Below are 16519 nucleotides of genomic sequence, written 5' to 3'. Positions count from 1 at the left end.
CGGGTGTTGAGTGTTGAATGCGTGACGTAGCCAACGAGGGGGAGTCAGGCATGAAGTACAGCAGATGGGCGGTATTGGCGACGGTCTGCGGTCTCGCACTGAGCTCGGGTGCGGGCACGGCACATGCCGCGGTGCCGGAGGCAGCCGCCTCATCTGCGGCGCAGGAGCCCGCAGCACCGCTCGACCTGCCGGACGGCTTCGGCCTCACACAGGTGCCGACCGAGCCGGAGATCGTGGAGCAGAACACGCCGACGGACTTCGTCATCACCCACACCACACCGCAGGTCGCCGGCCGGCACCACCTGCGGATCGTGCTGCCGGACGACTACTACACGGCCCCGGAGAAGGGGTATCCGGTGCTGTACCTGCTGCACGGCTCGCCCGGCGACCCGGCGTCGTACTTCGACGACTACGAGGGCGTCACGTACAGCGACGCCATCAACGGCGAATCCGGCATGATCATTGTGATGCCCGACGGCGGGCAGCGCAGCTGGTACTCGGACTGGCTCGACCAGAACACGGCCGCGGGGGCGCAGAACTGGGAGACCTTCCACATCGAACAGATCATCCCGTTCATCGACGCCAACCTGCGCACCATCCCCACCAAGGACAAGCGCGCCATCGCCGGGATCTCCATGGGAGGCTTCGGCGCCTTCCACTACGCCCAGCGGCACCCGGAGCTCTTCTCCCAGGTGGCCGCGCTCTCCGGCGACCTCGACTTCGGCCGGGACCAGATGGTCATGCGGGAGGTCGTGGTCGCCTCACTGGTGGCCGCCTACGAGCCCCGTGTGCACAGCGACGCCCTGTGGGGCTCCCCGTATCCCGCCTTCGACGACCACCTCTGGAACGAGGCCGATCCCAACCAGAACGCGGCCGCGATGCGAGGCATGGACATCTCGATCTACATCGGCAACGGCGGGATCCCGGTCCTGGACTGGGACCTCATGGAGTTCTGGCTGCACAGCTCCTCCGTGAACATGAAGAACGCCCTGGAGGCGGAGAACATCCCCGTCAACTGGTACGACTACGGTGCGGGCGCGAACTGGGGTGACTGCAACGGGGGCCACAACGGCCGCTGCTGGTCCGAGAGCCTGCGCCACCTCGTCCCGCACATCAAGGAGGAGTTCGGGGTCTGAGCCCGGCGCGGACAGGGGACGGCGGCGGCCGCCCCCTGTCCTTTGCGGCGGGATGCCCGCCGTCAGCCTGACTTGACCGCGAGGGACAGGGCGAAGCGCTCTGCGCTGTCGGTCCACCAGTGGCGCAGTTCGAGCCCGGCTGCGGCGAGTTCCGTGCCCAGGCCCTCGCGCCGGAACTTCGCCGACACCTCGGTGCGGATGTGCTCCCCGGGCTCGAAGCGCACTTCGAGGTCGAGCGGAGGAATCTTGGCCGTGAGCTCCTCGCGGGCCCGCAGCCGCATCTCGATCCACTCGTTCTCCGCGTCCCAGACGGCCACGTGGTCGAAGAGCGACGGGTCGAAGTCCGCCCCGAGCTCCCGGTTGAGCACGGCAAGGACGTTCTTGTTGAACCGTGCCGTGACACCGGCGCTGTCGTCGTACGCGGCGACGAGGACATCCGGGTCCTTGACGAGGTCGGTGCCCAGGAGGAAGGCGTCGCCGGGGGAGAGGAGAGCGGCGACCGAGGCGAGGAACTCGGCGCGTTCCGCCGGCAGGAAGTTCCCGATCGTGCTGCCGAGGAAGGCCACCAGGCGCGGCCCCGGAGCCGGGGGAAGGGCGAACGCGGACTGGAAGTCCGCGAGGAGCGCATGGACCTTCAGACCGGGATGTTCCCGTACGAGCCGATGGCCGGCCTGCTCCAGGGCGCTCCGGCTCACGTCGACGGGCACATAGGTGTCCAGCGAGGTGAGGGCCCGGATCAGGTGCCGTGTCTTCTCGGAGGAACCGGACCCCAGCTCCACCAGGGTGCGCACTCCGGTCGCGGCCGCGATCTCGGCCGCCCGGTCGCGGAGGATCTCGGCTTCGGCGCGGGTCGGGTAGTACTCCGGGAGCCGGGTGATCTCCTCGAAGAGTTCGCTGCCCCGCGCGTCGTAGAGCCACTTCGGGGGCAGTTGCCTGACCGGCCCGCCGCCCAGGCCCCGCAGCACATCGCTGCGCAGGGAGTCATCGCCCGCGTCGAGGGGAGTTGCGCGGGTCACGGTGAACGAGCTCACGAAGCAGACTCCTTGAGTGGGGTGAGAAGGACTTCCGTGGGTGTGGCGTGGAGCAGGCAGCGGTCGGGGGCCTCGACCCAGCCGCCGCCGTCATCGTGCGGTTCGGAGGCCACCACGACCCCGGCTCCGGGCAGGCGGCGGTACCAGAGGGTGTCGCCCCATGCGGTGGCGGCGATGGACCGGCCGTCGGTGAGCAGGAAGTTGAGCCGCGATGCGGGGGCCGCCTCGTGCAGCTCGGCCACGACGCCCGTGAGAGCCGTCGGCATGTCGTCGCCGGCCCGGAGCCGGCCTGACATCAGCGCCCATACGAAAGCGGAATCGCAGCGCGCCTCCAGACGCAGCAGGTCCTCGGGAGGCAACCGGGCGGCAAGCGCGGCCACCGAGCCGGGCCAGTCCGCCATCGCCCCGTTGTGGCTGAACAGCCAGGGCCCGTCGGTGAAGGGCGCGGCCGCCGCCTCCCCGTCCGCCGTGGCCACGGTGGCATCCCGTACCGCGGCGAGCAGCGCCCCGGTCCGCACCACGCGTGCGAGATCGGTGAAGGAGGGATCGGCCCAGATGGGGCCGCTGCGCCGGTAGCGCCCGGGCACCGGGTCCCCGTCCGCGTACCAGCCGACACCGAAGCCGTCGGCGTTCACGGTGCCGTGGCGCTGGCGCCGCGGTGCCCAGGACTGCCTCAGCAGTGCGTGCTCAGGATCGACGAGCACCTCTTCGATACGGACGGAGGGTCCCACGTAGGCGATGTGACGGCACATCAGAACTCCTCGCGGACGGATCCGCCGTCCCGGGCCGTCCGGAAGCCGGAGAAGATCTGGCGGCGGACGGGATGGTCCCAGTTGCGGAACGTGCCGCGGCAGGCGACCGGGTCGACGGCGAAGGAACCGCCCCGCAGCACCTTGTACTCACTCCCGAAGAACACCTCGGAGTACTCCCGGTAGGGGAAGGCGACGAACCCCGGGTACGGCAGGAAATCGCTCGCCGTCCACTCCCATACGTCGCCCATGAGCTGCCGGACGCCGAGCGGCGAGGCCCCATCGGGATAGCTGCCCACGGGGGCGGGACGCAAGTGACGCTGCCCCAGGTTGGCGTGCCGGTCGGCAGGATCGGCGTCGCCCCAGGGGTAGCGCCTGGAGCGGCCGGTCGCCGGATCGTGCCGGGCGGCCTTCTCCCACTCCTCCTCCGTGGGAAGGCGGCGTCCGGCCCACCGGGCGAAGGCATCGGCCTCGTACCAGCTGACGTGCAGCACCGGCTCGTCCGCGGGCACGGGCTCCACCACACCGAACCGGCGCCGCAGCCACCGGCCGCCTTCGCGCTTCCAGAACAGCGGGGCGCTCAGCCCGTGCTCCTGTACGTGGGCCCAGCCCGCCGGGGCCCACCAGCGCGGGTCGCGGTAGCCGCCGTCCTCGATGAAGTCCGTGTAGGCGCCGTTGCCGACGGGTGCGGTGTCGATGAAGAAGTCCCGGACGAAACGTTCATGCGCGGGGCGCTCGTTGTCGAGGGCCCAGGGCTCCACGGAGGTGCCCATGCTGAACGGCCCACCCGGCACCAGCACCTCCCGGGGGAGCGCCGAGGCGTCCTCCGGCGCAGGCGGCGGGGCGGGAGCGGTCAGGGCGGCAGGTCCGCGGCGCAGCTGGTGGGTGATGAGCATGGTCTCGTCGTGCTGCTGCTCGTGCTGCGCGATCATGCCGAAGGCGAAGGCCGCCTCGGTGAGGCGTCCGGCGTCCGGCAAGGGATCCTGCGTGACGACGTCGAGGACCCGCGTACGGACGTCACCGAGGTAGCGGCGCGCCTCGCCCGGGGGCAACAGCGGCAGCGAGGGGCGCTCCGCACGCGGATGCTCGAAGGCGTCGTAGACCGAGTCGATGTCCGGGCGCAGCGCCTCCTGGCCGCCGACGGTGCGCAGGAGCCACTGCTCCTCCTGGTTGCCGATGTGGGCCAGGTCCCATACCAGCGGGGACATCAGGGGCGAGTGCTGCGCGGTGAGTTCGGGATCCTCCACACACGTGGTGAGCAGCTCAGTGCGGTCACGCGCCGTCGTGAGCGCCGCGACCGCACGGTCCTGCAGCGCCTCGGGAGACAGGTCCACGGCGGAATCGCCGGGGCCGGGGTTGGGGCCGGGGTCGAGGTCGTGGGCGGTCATGAGGCGATGTCCCTCCTTGTGACGGAGTCGAGCAGGTCGTCGGCGGGGCAGCGACCTGCGGCGACATAGCGTTCGTAGAAGCCGTCGACCGCCGAGCGCACCGCCGGGGACGCCCCCGTACGGGCCAGGGCCTTCGAGGCCGCCGTGAAACAGACGACCGCGGCCTCGTGGAGCCGCGGATCCGCCAGACCGTGCCGGGCGGCGGCGGACCACAGCGGATGCCGTGGTCCGCGGTCAGGGCCATCCGCCGGCCCGTCTGCCGGCCCGTCCACCGGCCCGTCCACCGGCCCGTCCGTCGGCCCGTCCGGCAGGCCGTAAGCAGGGGTGACCGTCGGACCACCCGGCGGGCCGGTCAGCGATTCGAGGGCGCGCGCGGCGGCCCGCGTGGCCACCGGATCGTCGAAGAGCGCGGTGGTCACCGCGAGCGGCACCACCCACCCGTCCGCGCCGGGCTGCGCGTCGATCATGCGCAGTTCGAGATGGCCGCGCGGGCGGACCGGCGGGAACAGGGTGGTCAGGTGGTAGAGGACGTCATCCTCCGTGACCGGCCTCGGACCGCGCCCGCGCACCCAGTCCCGGAAGCTCAGCCCCTCCGGGACGGTCCAGGGGCCTTCCTCGTTCCTGACGCACAGCACGGGAGCGTCCAGGGCGTACGCGGCCCAGGCGGCGCGGGGATCGCCGCCATCCGCGGGTGCGGAGGAGCGGGCCGGGTCGAGACAGGCCCAGACATGCTGTCGGGTGGACTTCCAGCCGGTCGGCACGCCCCCGCTGAGCGGGGAGTGGGCGAAGGCCGCGAGGAGGACGGGGCCGAGGAGATGGGCGAAGCGCCAGCGGCGCTCGTAGCCGTGCACGCCGTCCGAGGCCTCACCGGCGTCCACGCACACCTGCACGGAGGCCGTGCTGCACATCATGGAGCGGCCTGCGGGCCCGAACCGGTCGAGATACGTCTCGAGGGCCCGGTAGCGGGGCTCGGCCAGCAGCCGCCGGGGCGAATGCCACGGGTCGTGACCGTGGCCGGAGAGGACGAGACCGTGGCTCTCCAATACCTTCCGTACGAGCGCGAGATCGGCCTGTGCGCAGGCGACGCAGGCGTCGACGGAGTCCGTGGGCGGCGAGCTCAGTTCCAGCTGGCCGCCGGGCTCGACCGAGACCGCCGAACGCAACGGGAGGGTCCGTACGTCGGCGACGGCGGAGGCGAGTCGGGTGGGAGCCACAGGACTTAACGGGTCGTACGCGTCCTGCAGCAGCCATTCGAGCTCCACGCCGGTGCGGCGCGGTGGGCCGTTCTTGAAGCAGATTCCCCGAATGAGCTGTTCGGCCTCGAGCTCGCCGAGCTTCCCCGTGGGCTCGCGTCCGTGTTGCAGAGGCATGTGGTCCCTTCCTGCTCGGATGATGCAACCGTGCACTTGGGTGACAAGAATGAGCGCGCCCCGGGGGCCTACCCCGGCAGACAGCTGCCTAGTACTGGGGTTCGCGTTGCGATGGGCTCAGGCGAACTCCGCGTGGCGATGGGCTCAGGTGAACAGGGTGGGCCCCAGCGAGTGCCAGCCCGCCAGTCCCGGGAGCCGGTCCGCCTCGGGCGGGCCCCAGCCGCCGGGGTCGTAGACGACGGGGGCGGTGCCGGGCTTGAGCACGGGTTCGACGTGTTCGCGAAGCGCGCCGCCATGAGCGACTCAACGGCGGCGTTGCCCAGGAAGTGGTCCACCCTCAGGAGATGGTTGTCGTTGAAGTGCCGGCTGAGTTCCTCGTGCCGGCTGAGTTCCTCCTGGAACTCGCGGGCAGATGCGCCGTCGTGGCCGAAGGGCTTCTCGACGACGAGGCGGGAGTCGCGGTTGAGTCCGGCCCGGGCCAGCGACGAGGCGACGGTGGTGAACAGGCCCGGCGGAATCGCCAGGTAGTGCGTGACGAAGCCGAAGCCCGAGAGCGCGGCCTCGAGCCGCTCGAAGGTCGACCCGTCCGCGAAGTCGCCGGTGACGATCGACAGGCCGGCCGCGAAGGCGTCGAAGGCCTCCTCGTCGATGCTCGTGCCGGTCGCGAGGACGGCCTCCCCGGCCTGTCTGCGCAGGGTCGCGTCGTCCCAGTCCGTCGCAGCCACCCCGATCACCGGAACGCCCAGCCTTCCGGCGAGGGTGAGCTGGTACACCGCGGGCAGCAGCATCTTGTGCGCCAGATCGCCCGAGATGCCGTACAGCACGAGGGCGTCGGAGGGTTCGAGCCGGGACGCGGGGAGTGTGGTCTCCATCATGCGGGGTTGCTTCCGTCCGGGTTGCGAATGGTTCCGGTGTGGGCCGGTCGGCCTTCGTGGGTGCTCGGCTCCCCCGGGCCGGTCAGGGTGTCTTCGTGGTGCTCGGCGCCCCGGGTTCCCGGCCGAAGCGGCGGCTGAGGTCCTGCTGGATCTGCTCCGGATCGCGGCCGCGGGTCTCGGGCAGGTAGCGGCTGACGAAGAGGAACGCGACGACGCAGATGGCTGCGAAGGCCCAGAAGGTCTCCCCCTGTCCGATGGCGCCGGCCAGGGGCAGGAAGCAGAGGCTGACGACGAAGTTGGACACCCAGTTCACCGCGGTGGAGGCGCTCGAGCCCTGGGCGCGTACCGAGGGCGGGAAGATCTCGCCGATCAGCGTCCAGAAGACCGGGCCGAGACCGCCGGCGAAGGCCGCGATGTACACGACCATGAAGAGCAGCGTCAGGCCCGAGCTCAGGTCCGCGACGAAGGCGAGGCCGAGCAGGAAGACGGAGATCCCCATCACGGCCAGCGAGATCATCACCAGCGGGCGGCGGCCGAGCCGGTCGACCAGTCTGATCGCCACCAGGGTCATCAGGAGGTTGATCACGCCGATGGCCACGGAGTAGACGATCGAGTTGGAGGCGCTCAGGCCGGTCTGCTCGATGATGGTCGGCGCGTAGTAGATGATCGTGTTGATGCCGCCGAACTGCTGCACCGCCGCCAGCGTCAGGCCCACGACCAGTGCGGGACGCACGTCGGGAGCCGTCAGCCGCCGGCCGCCGTTGTCGCGGGAGGCGTTCTGCTCGTCGGCCATCCGCTGCTGTGCGCGCGCCACGAGCCGGTCCGCGGTGGCCTCGTCGGTCACCGAGGCGATGGCCTTCCTCGCCAGGTCCGCCCTCCCGGTCGCGATCTGCCACTGCGGCGATTCCGGCAGGAACCACAGGGATGCCGCGAGCAGGATGAACGCCGGTACGGCGCCGCAGGCGAACATGGCCCGCCAGTGGCCGCCGCCGGAGAACACCATGTTCACCAGGTAGGCCGCCAGGATGCCCACGGTGATCATCAGCTGGTTCATCGTCAGGAGCCGCCCGCGGATCGCGGTCGGTGAGATCTCCGACAGATAGACGGGCACCAGGGCGGAGGCGGTGCCCACCGCGAGGCCCAGCACGATACGGGCGATCAGCAGCGTCACGTATCCGCCGGCGGCGACCGCGAGAACGGTGCCCACCAGGAACACCGCGCCCGCCGCGCCGAGCAGCCGACGCCGCCCCCAGCGGTCGGCCAGTCCGCCCGAGCCCATCGCACCCATGACCGAGCCGATGAGCAGCACACTGACCACGCTGCCCTGCTGGAAGGAGTTGAGGCCGAAGTCCTCCCGGATGTACAGCAGGGCCCCGGACACCACCCCGGTGTCGAAGCCGAACAGGAACCCGCCCACGGCGATGGCCGCCGCCCACCATTTGATCCTGCGGAGCCCAGCCGGCGGGACCGCCGTCAGAGGGCCGCTCGTACCGGGCTCGCGGGAGAACCCCTGCACCATGTCGTGTCCTCAGGCTGCGGGAGTGGTCGGGCCGGTCATGAAGCCCCAGGAGCCGACGTACGACTCACCGGATGCCAGCCGGATCAGATCGATGCCGCTGGCCAGGGCGTTCGATGGTGCCGTCATCGGCTCCACGCCGAGGCCACGGCGCCGGTTGTCGACGGGCACCCGGTCGGCGGTGTACACCTCGAGCCAGGGCTGCGCGGTGTCCGACCAGAACCGCACGCCGCGGAGCGTGCCCTCCAGGCCGACCCATGCCCGGCCGTCGGCGTCCCGGTCGAGCTCGGTGAAGGCCACATCGATGGTCTGGTCCTTGAGGAGCCGCCCGGCGGTGAAGTCGTGGGGCGTGTCCGCCACGTCGACGGTCGGTCCGCTGGGCACCATGCGCGCGTCGACCGGCTGATAGCGGCGGCCGGGCAGCCGCAGCGTGCGCACGTCGACGGCCTCCCCGACCGTCGGATAAGGGCGGGTGCCATGCGCGTACGGGGCGGAGCGCGCGCCGGTGTTCGTGGCTGTGAGCCGTACGGTCAGCCCGGTCCGGGCGTCGAGCGCGTACTCGGCGGTGAGACTCAGCCGGAACGGGTATCCGGCGGAGCCGTACAGCCGGTACGCCGGCGTGATGCGGTCGGCGGACTGCTCGACGGGAATCCAGCTCGCCCACCGGACCAGGCCGTGGATGGCGCAGTCGAGTTCGGGCTCGGAGATGTCGGGCTGGTGCTCGGCCCCGTCGAAGGCGTAGCGGCCGCGGTCGACCCGGTTGGGCCACGGGACAAGGAGCTGGCCGAAGGCCGCCGGTGCCGGTTCGTCGACGCCGTAGGAGAGGATCAGCGGCTCTCCGCGGTGCGTGAGTTCGCGCAGGCCGGCGCCTGCCTCGGTGACGGTCGCGCGGTAGTCCCCGGCCACGAGGCCGTACTGCGCCCCGCTCAGCTCATCGCCCATGCTGCGATGGGTAACCTCCGCGCGCGCCGCTGTCACAGGCGCGCCGGTTCTGTCCGCGAACCGAGTGAACCCGCTCCGCCATTCGGCCGCCTCTGCGCGTGTCCGGAGTGCGCGGACCGGCTGCCTCCGCATCGCTGATCCCACCGGGCGCGGGTTGGCCGACACGCTCCGAGCACAGGGAGGTGGGCCGGCGGTGGTGGGTGCGATGCTCGGACGCGTGCGCAGGCGCCTGCACGGTCGGCTGTGGCCCGTCGTGCAGCAGGCCGTGGCCTGCGCGCTGTCCTGGTGGCTGGCCGGCTGTACCAGCCTCGCCCGCCTGACGGCCGACTCCCCGGAGGCCTCGCGCGGTCCGCTGATCCGTGCCACGCGCGCGCTGGCACAGGTTCTGGAGGCCTGCGCGAGCGCACCTGAGGGCAGCGCCGGACGCCGAGGCTGTGTGCGCGCCGCTCTCGCGGCCGCCGCCGCGGTGCCGTCGGACGCGGGAACGGGCGGGGACGCCGTGCGGCTTGTGGTGCGGGATCTGCTGGTGGTGGCGGGCCTATCCGTATCCGATGCGGCGGCCGCGGTACGGGACGGTGCCGCGGACGCACCGTTGACGGCGGCTGTGCCGCTCTGACGTCGGTGGCGGGCGCGGTCACGGGCATCGGCGCGGTCGGTGGCGCGATCGCGGACGTGCTCCCTGACGCGCCACTGGGATCGCCGGGAATCAGCCCGGCCGCGCCGCCCCCGCGCATGCCGAGCGGCGGTCCGCATACCCTTGACTGCGGCTCAGGGGACGGACCGGGTACGGCAGTTGCGGACAGGGAGACGAGGACTCATGGGCGACACGGCACTCGTGCTGGGCGGCGGCGGACTCACCGGCGTCGGCTGGGAGATCGGACTGCTGCACGGACTGGCCCGGGCGGGCGTGGATGTCACCGGCGCCGATCTCGTCGTCGGTACCTCGGCGGGCTCCGTGGTCGGTGCTCAGCTCACCTCGGGTGTGCTGAGCCTCGGCGAGCTCTACGAGCGCCAGCTCGCCGACCCCAAGGGGGAGCTCAGCGCCGCCATGGGCACGGCGATGTTCGCCCGCTATGCCTGGAACGTGCTGCGCTCGCGTGACCAGAAGGCCTACGGCGTCCGGATGGGCGCGCTGGCTGCCGCCACGCACACTGTCCCGGCCGCACAGCGGCGCGAGGTGATCGCGAACCGGCTGCTCTCGCACGACTGGCCCGAGGGCCGGCGCCTGGTGGCCACGGCGGTGGACGCGGCCACCGGGGAGCTCGCCCCGTTCGACCGCGACAGCGGCGTGGACCTGGTGGACGCGGTCTCCGCGAGCTGCGCCGTGCCGGGGGTGTGGCCGCCCATCACGATCGACGGGCGGCGTTACATCGACGGCGGCATCCACTCCTCCGCGAACGCCCACCTGGCCGCCGGTTACGCCAAGGTCCTGGTCATCGCCCCCATAGCGCTCGGCGGCGGACCGTTGCCCGGCCCGCGCACCCAGGCCGCGCGGCTGCGCGAGGCGGGCGCCGAGGTCGTCCTGATCACGCCGTCCCGCGAGGCCCGCCGCGCCTTCGGCCGCAACGTACTCGACCCGGCCCGCCGTGCCCCGGCCGCCCGCGCGGGTCTGGCACAGGCGGCGGCCCACGTGGCCGAGGTCAGGCGGCTCTGGCAGGAGCCGACTTCTCGGCCGTGAACGACCGAGAACTCGGCTCAGCCGACCATGCCGATTCATGATCCTCGCGCGCCGCTGGCTGCTGCGCCGAAGTCACATCCACCGCAGGTTCGCGGTGCGGGACCATTGGCAGGACCCCACGCTGGGACATGCCCAGCGACATCCGCCCGGCCAGTGCCGTCTGAACCGTGTCCCCGGCAAGCCGGTTCGTGCCTTGCAGGCTCGCAGGCGGATGCGAAAAGACCACCGGACCACCGCGGACACCGTGCCGTCCCCGGCACAATGGAGCGGTGGACGAGCCGATACCTGTGATGCGCACCGTGGACCACGGCGCCGCCAAGCTGATGCCCGATGTCGACCGGCCGCGGGCCTGGCTCCTGACCGTGGACGGCGCGCCGCAGTCGTACGTCGACCTCGACGATCCGACGCACCTCGAATTCGAGTACGCCCGCCGGCTCGGCCACGCCCTCGACACCTATGCGAACGGGCCGGTCGACGTGGTGCACCTCGGCGGCGGAGCCCTCACCCTGCCCCGCTACCTCGCGGCCACCCGCCCCGGCTCCCGCCAGCACGTCATCGAGGCCGACCGGGGCCTGCTCGCGCTGATCGGCGAGCGGCTTCCGGTGGCCGGGGAGGCGGGGATACGGACGTACGGGAGCGATGCCCGTACCTGGCTGGAATCGGCGGCGGGCGCGAGCGCGGACCTGATCGTCGCGGATGTCTTCGGCGGCTCCCGGGTGCCCGCGCACCTCACGACGCTTGGCTACGCCCGCGAGGCCGAGCGGGTGCTGCGCCCCGACGGCATCTACCTGGCCAACCTCGCCGACGGCGCGCCCTTCGACTTCCTGCGCTCGCAGCTCGCCACGTTCCGGGCGGTCTTCGGCCACCTGGCGCTGATCGCCGAGCCGGGCGTCCTGCGCGGCCGCCGCTTCGGCAACGCGGTGCTGCTTGCCTCCCATGAGGAACTCGACACCACCGACCTGGCTCGCCGCATGGCCGCCGACGCCTTCCCCGCACGTGTGGTGCGGGGCGAGGCGCTGGCCCGGTTCACCGGCGCCGCCGCCCCGGTCGAGGACTCCCGGGCGGTCCCGTCACCGGAACCGCCCGGCGGGGCGTTCAGCATCGGCTGAAGCAGGATCAGCCGGATCGGGCGTGACCGGCCGGATCAGCCGGATCGGGCGTGACCGGCCGGTTCAGTTCTTGGTCGGGTCGCCCGCGAGCCGCACCGTGCTCATGATCTTCATGATGGTCTTGTCCGGCAGTTCGTCGTCGACACCCGTCGGACCGTGCAGCGTCCAGGAGACGAAGTCACCGGCGGAGTTCTTGAAGCCGAAGGTGATCGCCTTGCCGTCCGTGGCGCACTTGCCCTTCTCCGGGGTGTCCTTCGAGCGGGCCCAGCCGTACGCGCCCTCGATGCCGGCCTTGGTGGTGTAGGGCGTGGCCTTCTTGTCCCACGTCATGCTCTTCTTGTCCGGCTGCGTATAGCCGCCGTACACCCAGCGGGGCGGGTCGCTGAGGATGATGTCATCGAAGTTCTTGGCGCCGTTGGCGCCCTTGGTGCCGGCCGTCGCGAGCGCCGTGCTCTCGGAATCGCCGTCCTTGTCCTCGTCCGACTCGCACCAGTTCTCCTTGAAGTAGGCGGGTGCGGACATGATGATCAGCGGCTTGCCGTCCTCGGACTTCTCGTCCTCGAAGCCGATCATCATGCCGGGCGAGTCGACCTTCCACTCCGGCGGTACGTCGAAGGCGGTGCCGTGCCGCGGGTTCACGACGACCTTCCAGCCCGGGATGACCGGGTCGATCGCGGAGCCGGTGCCGCGCGGGTTCTCCTCCTCCTCGGAAGGGGACGCGGAGGCGGAGCCGGAGGGGCTCTGCGAGGCCGTGGCGGTCTTGTCGCCGCCACCACCGCCCTTGGCGGAGTTCGCCTCGGCGTCCTTGTCGTCCTTGCCGAGTACCAGGTAGCCGGTCACACCCGCGGCCACGACCACGGCCGAGGCCGCGATGATCGCGACCAGCTTGGTGCGGTTGTCACCGCCGCTGCCGCTGCCGCTGCCACCGCCCTGCGGCGCACCCGCCAGGCTCGGCGCGTTCCACTGTTCGGCGCCTGTCTGCTGGTAACCGGGCTGGGCCCCGGCCTGCGGGGTGCCGCCCTGCTGCTCGTACGGGTTCGGCTGCTGATATCCCTGCTGCTGGTAGGGATTCGGCTGCTGGTACCCCGGCTGCTGGTACGGGTTCTGGTTGGAGTCCTGCGGGTTCTGCTCGCCCCCGGGCGGCTGCTGTCCTGGCCACATGGCGCCTAACGATAGAGGGGCACCCGGGGCGCGGCCACGGCCACCCCCGATTGTGACGCGCTCGGCACACGGCAGGTACGACATGCGGATGATCGGAGGCAGGCTACGGGTGAGGGGATGGCCAAGCCGGCCTACTGACCGGTAACATGCGGTTCATGAGCGCAGACCAGATGTCGATCGGCGAGATGCTCGCCGCGACCGTCCCGATGGCCCGGACGCTGAACCTCGAGTTCGGCGAGACCACCCCCGAGCGGGCCGAGGTGTCCCTGCCCGACCAGGGCGACTTCCACAACCACGTCGGCGGCCCGCACGCCGGCGCCATGTTCACGCTGGGGGAGTCCGCGAGCGGCGCGATCGTGCTCGCCGCCTTCGGCGACCAGCTCTCGCGTGCGGTGCCGCTCGCGGTCCGGGCCGACATCGCGTACAAGAAGCTCGCCATGGGCCCGGTCACCGCGGTGGCGACCCTGGGCCGCCCGGTGTCCGATGTGATCGCGGAGCTCGACAAGGGCGAGCGGCCCGAGTTCCCCGTCGCGATCGAGATCCGCCGCGAGGACGGTGCCGTGACCGGTGAGATGACGGTCGTCTGGACCCTGCGCCCCAACAGCTGAGAGCCTCCTCGCCGCCTGAGCGACCGGCCCGGATCCCGGTCCGCCGCAATACGAACGCGCCCGCCGCACCCCACCCCGCGGCGGGCGCGTTCCGTATGTACGCAGGAGATGTGCGGGTGTGCGCAGGAGATGTGCGGGCGAGACGCGTGTGCGCGGTGTGTGTGCGTCGTTGACGCGTGTCAGTGACAGTGAGGGCTTTCCCCGGCCCGACCCGCGGTGTCCGACGGTCTGTCGGCCCGCCTCTGTCGCATAGTGCGTTCCGGGCCCGGCCGCCCTCAAGCCTCCCCGGCGTGATCCGCTGCGGGACGGCGGGAGGGGGGCAGGCCCGGAACAGCCCGTGGCAATGCCAGTGCGTGCGAGGAGTGACGGCCCATGACCGCAAGTGCCCCGAACGGCGACGGATCCGAGGCGGGCCGCCCCCGTTCCCGCCGCTCCGCGCTGCGCCTGGCGGGCGGCGCCGTCGCCGTGGCCGCCGCCGCGACGGCCTGCGCGGCCTCGCCCGCGCCGACGGCGGCCGCCGCCAAGCGGACGGCGAGCGCCGCCCGCAGGCCGGAGCGCACCGCCGGGCCACGCGTGGAAGCGCTGCTCGGCAGGCTGACCCTGGACGAGAAGATCTCCCTGCTGCACGGTGCCGAGGACCCCGAGCCGCTCGGCCAGGCCGGCTACATTCCGGGTGTCCCCCGCCTCGGCATCCCCGAGCTGCGGCTCGCCGACGGGCCCGCCGGGGTCCGCGTCGAGAAGCCCGCGACCGCCCTGCCCGCCCCCGTGCTCCTCGCCGCCACCTTCGATCCGTCGCTCGCCCGCGCGTACGGCAAGGTCATCGGCCGCGAGGGCCGCGCGCTCGGCCAGGACGTGCTGCTCTCGCCGATGTGCAACCTCATCCGCACCCCGTACGCGGGCCGTAACTTCGAGACCTTCGCCGAGGACCCGCTGCTCGCCGCCGATCTGGTCGCCGAGGAGATCCGCGGCATCCAGGACGAGGGCCTCATCGCCACGGTCAAGCACTTCGCCCTGAACAACCAGGAGAAGAACCGCGACCGCGTCGACGTGTCCGCGGACGAGCAGACCCTGCACGAGACGGAACTGCGCCCCTTCGAAGCGGCCGTCGCCGCGGGCGCGGGCTCCGTCATGGGCGCGTACAACAAGGTCAACGGCACCTACGCCTGCGAGAGCAGGGAACTGCTCACCGACATCCTGCGGGAGCAGTGGGGTTTCGACGGCTGGGTGATGACCGACTGGTTCGCCGCGCACAGCACCGTACGCGCGATCACGGCGGGCCTCGACATGGAGATGCCCGAGGGCATCCACCTCGGCGACGCCCTCGGGAAGGCGGTACGGGACGCAAGCGTGCCGGAATCCGCCGTCGACCGCTCCGTGCGGCGGCTGCTCTCCGTACTCGACCGCTTCGGACTGCTCGACGGATCCGCCGGCAGACGCCCCGCGCGCGATGCCGCGGCCGGGGCCCGTACCGCCCGGGAGATCGCGGAGGCGGGCGCCACGCTCCTGCACAACCGCAAGGACACGCTGCCGCTCGCGGGCCGCTCGGCCCGCAGCATCGCGGTGATCGGCCCGACCGGCGAGCACCCCTTCGTGAGCGGCGGCGGCAGCGTCCATGTCATCCCCGACCGGGCGAAGTCCCCGCTCGCCGCGCTCCGTGAACGCGCCGGGGGCGGTGCGCAGGTCACGTACGCGCTCGGCGAGGACGTGTACGGCAAGGCGATCCCCGCGAAGGCGCTCAGCCCCGGCTTCGACTCCGAGGGACAGGGCATCGGAGCGGGTGAGACCTGGAGGTACGACGGGAAGCTGGAGGCCTCCGCGGCGGGGGAGTGGACCTTCGTGATCCACTACTCCGGCGAGCGGCCCGAGGTGCTCCTGGACGGCGAGGAACTGTTCCCGGTCGCCGAGGGCGTCGGGGAGTTCTTCGCGGGCGGCCTGGTGACCGCTGCGCCCGACGGGCTCACCGTCCGCCACAGGAGCCTCGATGTGGCCCGTGGCGAGCGGCGGCTGAAGATCACGGCCAAGGGCGGTGACCAGGGCGCGGTCTTCCGCCTCCGTCTGGTCACCCCCGAGTCGCGGAAGCGGGATGTCGCCGCCGCCGTCGACGCGGCAGAGCAGGCGCACAGTGTGGTGCTCTTCGCCTACGAGGACGCCACCGAGGGCCGGGACCGCACCACCCTCGCGCTGCCCGGGCACCAGGAGGCGCTGATCGAGGCGGTCACGGCCGTGAATCCCCGTACGACGGTGGTCCTGAACACCTCCTCGGCGACCTCGATGCCCTGGCTCGACAAGACCGGCGCGGTGCTGCAGATGTACTACCCGGGCCAGGAGGGCGCCGCCGCCACCGCCGCGGTCCTCTTCGGCGACAGCGACCCCGGCGGCCGCCTCACCCAGACCTTCCCCCGCGACGACGCCACGCACCCGACCGCCGGCGACCCCGTGCGCTACCCGGGGGTGGACGGCCGCGAGCAGTACACCGAGGGCGTGCACCTCGGCTACCGGTGGTACGCGGCCGAGGGCAAGCGGCCGCTGTTCCCCTTCGGGCACGGACTCTCGTACACCTCGTTCCGCTACGAGGATCTCGCCGTACGCGAGGACGACGGCGGACTCGAAGCCCGCTTCACCGTCCGCAACACGGGACGGCGTACCGGGGTCGCCATCCCGCAGGTCTATCTCGGTCCCGCGCCCGAACTCGACCTGGACCAGCCCGAGCTGGCCCTCGCCGGCTACCGGCGGCTCAGCCTGCGCGCCGGCGAGGAGCGACGGGTCACGCTCAGGATCGCGCGCAGATCGCTCGAGTCATGGGACGCCGAGCGCCACGCCTGGGTCCGCGGCACCGGCCGGCGCACGGTCCGGGTGGGCGCGTCGGCCGGTGATCTGCGGCTGAGAACCGAGGTGACGGTGAAAGGGTGACCAGGCGGCGGTCGAGCGGTCAATCAGGGGCCGTCGAGCGGTGGCG

The 16519-nt window shown here is 72.0% G+C and carries 14 protein-coding genes; 6 read left to right on the top strand and 8 right to left on the bottom strand.

The window, feature by feature from the left end:
* Window positions 1-50: 50 nt before the first annotated feature.
* A complete protein-coding gene (locus ACLF6P_RS10495) occupies window positions 51-1136 on the top strand; it encodes an alpha/beta hydrolase (RefSeq protein WP_415949695.1) in 1086 nt (361 codons plus the stop codon).
* Between the two features lie 62 nt (window positions 1137-1198).
* Here ACLF6P_RS10495 and egtD read toward each other — a convergent pair whose 3' ends face one another.
* The 7 genes from egtD to ACLF6P_RS10460 all read right to left on the bottom strand — a co-directional run bounded on the left by egtD (window position 1199) and on the right by ACLF6P_RS10460 (window position 9007).
* Window positions 1199-2167, bottom strand: a complete 969-nt coding sequence (egtD, locus tag ACLF6P_RS10490; RefSeq protein ID WP_415949694.1) for an L-histidine N(alpha)-methyltransferase — start codon at window positions 2165-2167, stop codon at window positions 1199-1201.
* Window positions 2164-2919, bottom strand: a complete 756-nt coding sequence (gene egtC, locus ACLF6P_RS10485; RefSeq protein ID WP_415949693.1) for an ergothioneine biosynthesis protein EgtC — start codon at window positions 2917-2919, stop codon at window positions 2164-2166. Before egtC ends, egtD begins: the two co-directional genes overlap by 4 nt.
* Window positions 2919-4304, bottom strand: a complete 1386-nt coding sequence (gene egtB / locus ACLF6P_RS10480) for an ergothioneine biosynthesis protein EgtB (protein ID WP_415949692.1) — start codon at window positions 4302-4304, stop codon at window positions 2919-2921. The genes egtC and egtB overlap by 1 nt, the downstream gene beginning before the upstream one ends.
* Window positions 4301-5674, bottom strand: a complete 1374-nt coding sequence (gene egtA / locus ACLF6P_RS10475; RefSeq protein ID WP_415949691.1) for an ergothioneine biosynthesis glutamate--cysteine ligase EgtA — start codon at window positions 5672-5674, stop codon at window positions 4301-4303. The genes egtB and egtA overlap by 4 nt, the downstream gene beginning before the upstream one ends.
* Before the next feature lie 68 nt (window positions 5675-5742).
* Window positions 5743-6549 (bottom strand): hypothetical protein, encoded by an 807-nt coding sequence (locus ACLF6P_RS10470; RefSeq protein ID WP_415949690.1) that lies wholly within the window; start codon window positions 6547-6549, stop codon window positions 5743-5745.
* Window positions 6550-6631: 82 nt separating this feature from the next.
* A complete protein-coding gene (locus tag ACLF6P_RS10465; RefSeq protein ID WP_415949689.1) occupies window positions 6632-8068 on the bottom strand; it encodes a sugar porter family MFS transporter in 1437 nt (478 codons plus the stop codon).
* 9 nt (window positions 8069-8077) lie between these two features.
* Window positions 8078-9007, bottom strand: coding sequence for an aldose 1-epimerase family protein (locus ACLF6P_RS10460; RefSeq protein WP_415949688.1), 930 nt, complete (start codon window positions 9005-9007; stop codon window positions 8078-8080).
* Between the two features lie 205 nt (window positions 9008-9212).
* Between ACLF6P_RS10460 and ACLF6P_RS10455 the strand changes: the two genes are divergently transcribed.
* The 3 genes from ACLF6P_RS10455 to ACLF6P_RS10445 all read left to right on the top strand — a co-directional run bounded on the left by ACLF6P_RS10455 (window position 9213) and on the right by ACLF6P_RS10445 (window position 11794).
* Window positions 9213-9623, top strand: a complete 411-nt coding sequence (locus tag ACLF6P_RS10455; RefSeq protein ID WP_415949687.1) for a hypothetical protein — start codon at window positions 9213-9215, stop codon at window positions 9621-9623.
* Window positions 9624-9824: 201 nt separating this feature from the next.
* The gene (locus ACLF6P_RS10450; protein WP_415949686.1) at window positions 9825-10685 is read left to right on the top strand and encodes a patatin-like phospholipase family protein; all 861 of its coding nucleotides are present in this window, start codon (window positions 9825-9827) and stop codon (window positions 10683-10685) included.
* 269 nt (window positions 10686-10954) lie between these two features.
* Window positions 10955-11794, top strand: coding sequence for a spermidine synthase (locus ACLF6P_RS10445; RefSeq protein ID WP_415949685.1), 840 nt, complete (start codon window positions 10955-10957; stop codon window positions 11792-11794).
* Window positions 11795-11857: 63 nt separating this feature from the next.
* Here the strand turns inward: ACLF6P_RS10445 and ACLF6P_RS10440 are convergent, their stop codons facing one another.
* Window positions 11858-12955: a hypothetical protein gene (locus tag ACLF6P_RS10440; protein ID WP_415949684.1), complete on the bottom strand. Its 1098-nt coding sequence runs from the start codon at window positions 12953-12955 to the stop codon at window positions 11858-11860.
* Window positions 12956-13110: 155 nt separating this feature from the next.
* Here ACLF6P_RS10440 and ACLF6P_RS10435 point away from each other — a divergent pair, with 155 nt between their 5' ends.
* Both ACLF6P_RS10435 and ACLF6P_RS10430 read left to right on the top strand, forming a co-directional pair.
* Window positions 13111-13563 (top strand): DUF4442 domain-containing protein, encoded by a 453-nt coding sequence (locus tag ACLF6P_RS10435; protein WP_415949683.1) that lies wholly within the window; start codon window positions 13111-13113, stop codon window positions 13561-13563.
* A gap of 372 nt (window positions 13564-13935) precedes the next feature.
* Entirely contained in the window at window positions 13936-16473 is a 2538-nt protein-coding gene (locus tag ACLF6P_RS10430; RefSeq protein ID WP_415949682.1) for a beta-glucosidase, read from the top strand.
* Window positions 16474-16519: the final 46 nt, after the last annotated feature.

It is taken from the genome of Streptomyces lothianensis, assembly GCF_047779955.1.
Lineage (GTDB): Bacteria > Actinomycetota > Actinomycetes > Streptomycetales > Streptomycetaceae > Streptomyces.
Note: the sequence above shows the minus strand (reverse complement) of the source record. Positions and strands in the feature narration are given on the sequence as shown.

Coding starts and splice junctions, on each gene's coding strand:
- ACLF6P_RS10495 (WP_415949695.1), top strand. CDS start 51: ATGAAGTACAGCAGATGGGCGGTATTGGCGACGGTCTGCGGTCTCGCA.
- egtC (WP_415949693.1), bottom strand. CDS start 2,919: ATGTGCCGTCACATCGCCTACGTGGGACCCTCCGTCCGTATCGAAGAG.
- egtB (WP_415949692.1), bottom strand. CDS start 4,304: ATGACCGCCCACGACCTCGACCCCGGCCCCAACCCCGGCCCCGGCGAT.
- egtA (WP_415949691.1), bottom strand. CDS start 5,674: ATGCCTCTGCAACACGGACGCGAGCCCACGGGGAAGCTCGGCGAGCTC.
- ACLF6P_RS10470 (WP_415949690.1), bottom strand. CDS start 6,549: ATGATGGAGACCACACTCCCCGCGTCCCGGCTCGAACCCTCCGACGCC.
- ACLF6P_RS10465 (WP_415949689.1), bottom strand. CDS start 8,068: ATGGTGCAGGGGTTCTCCCGCGAGCCCGGTACGAGCGGCCCTCTGACG.
- ACLF6P_RS10460 (WP_415949688.1), bottom strand. CDS start 9,007: ATGGGCGATGAGCTGAGCGGGGCGCAGTACGGCCTCGTGGCCGGGGAC.
- ACLF6P_RS10455 (WP_415949687.1), top strand. CDS start 9,213: ATGCTCGGACGCGTGCGCAGGCGCCTGCACGGTCGGCTGTGGCCCGTC.
- ACLF6P_RS10450 (WP_415949686.1), top strand. CDS start 9,825: ATGGGCGACACGGCACTCGTGCTGGGCGGCGGCGGACTCACCGGCGTC.
- ACLF6P_RS10440 (WP_415949684.1), bottom strand. CDS start 12,955: ATGTGGCCAGGACAGCAGCCGCCCGGGGGCGAGCAGAACCCGCAGGAC.
- ACLF6P_RS10435 (WP_415949683.1), top strand. CDS start 13,111: ATGAGCGCAGACCAGATGTCGATCGGCGAGATGCTCGCCGCGACCGTC.
- ACLF6P_RS10430 (WP_415949682.1), top strand. CDS start 13,936: ATGACCGCAAGTGCCCCGAACGGCGACGGATCCGAGGCGGGCCGCCCC.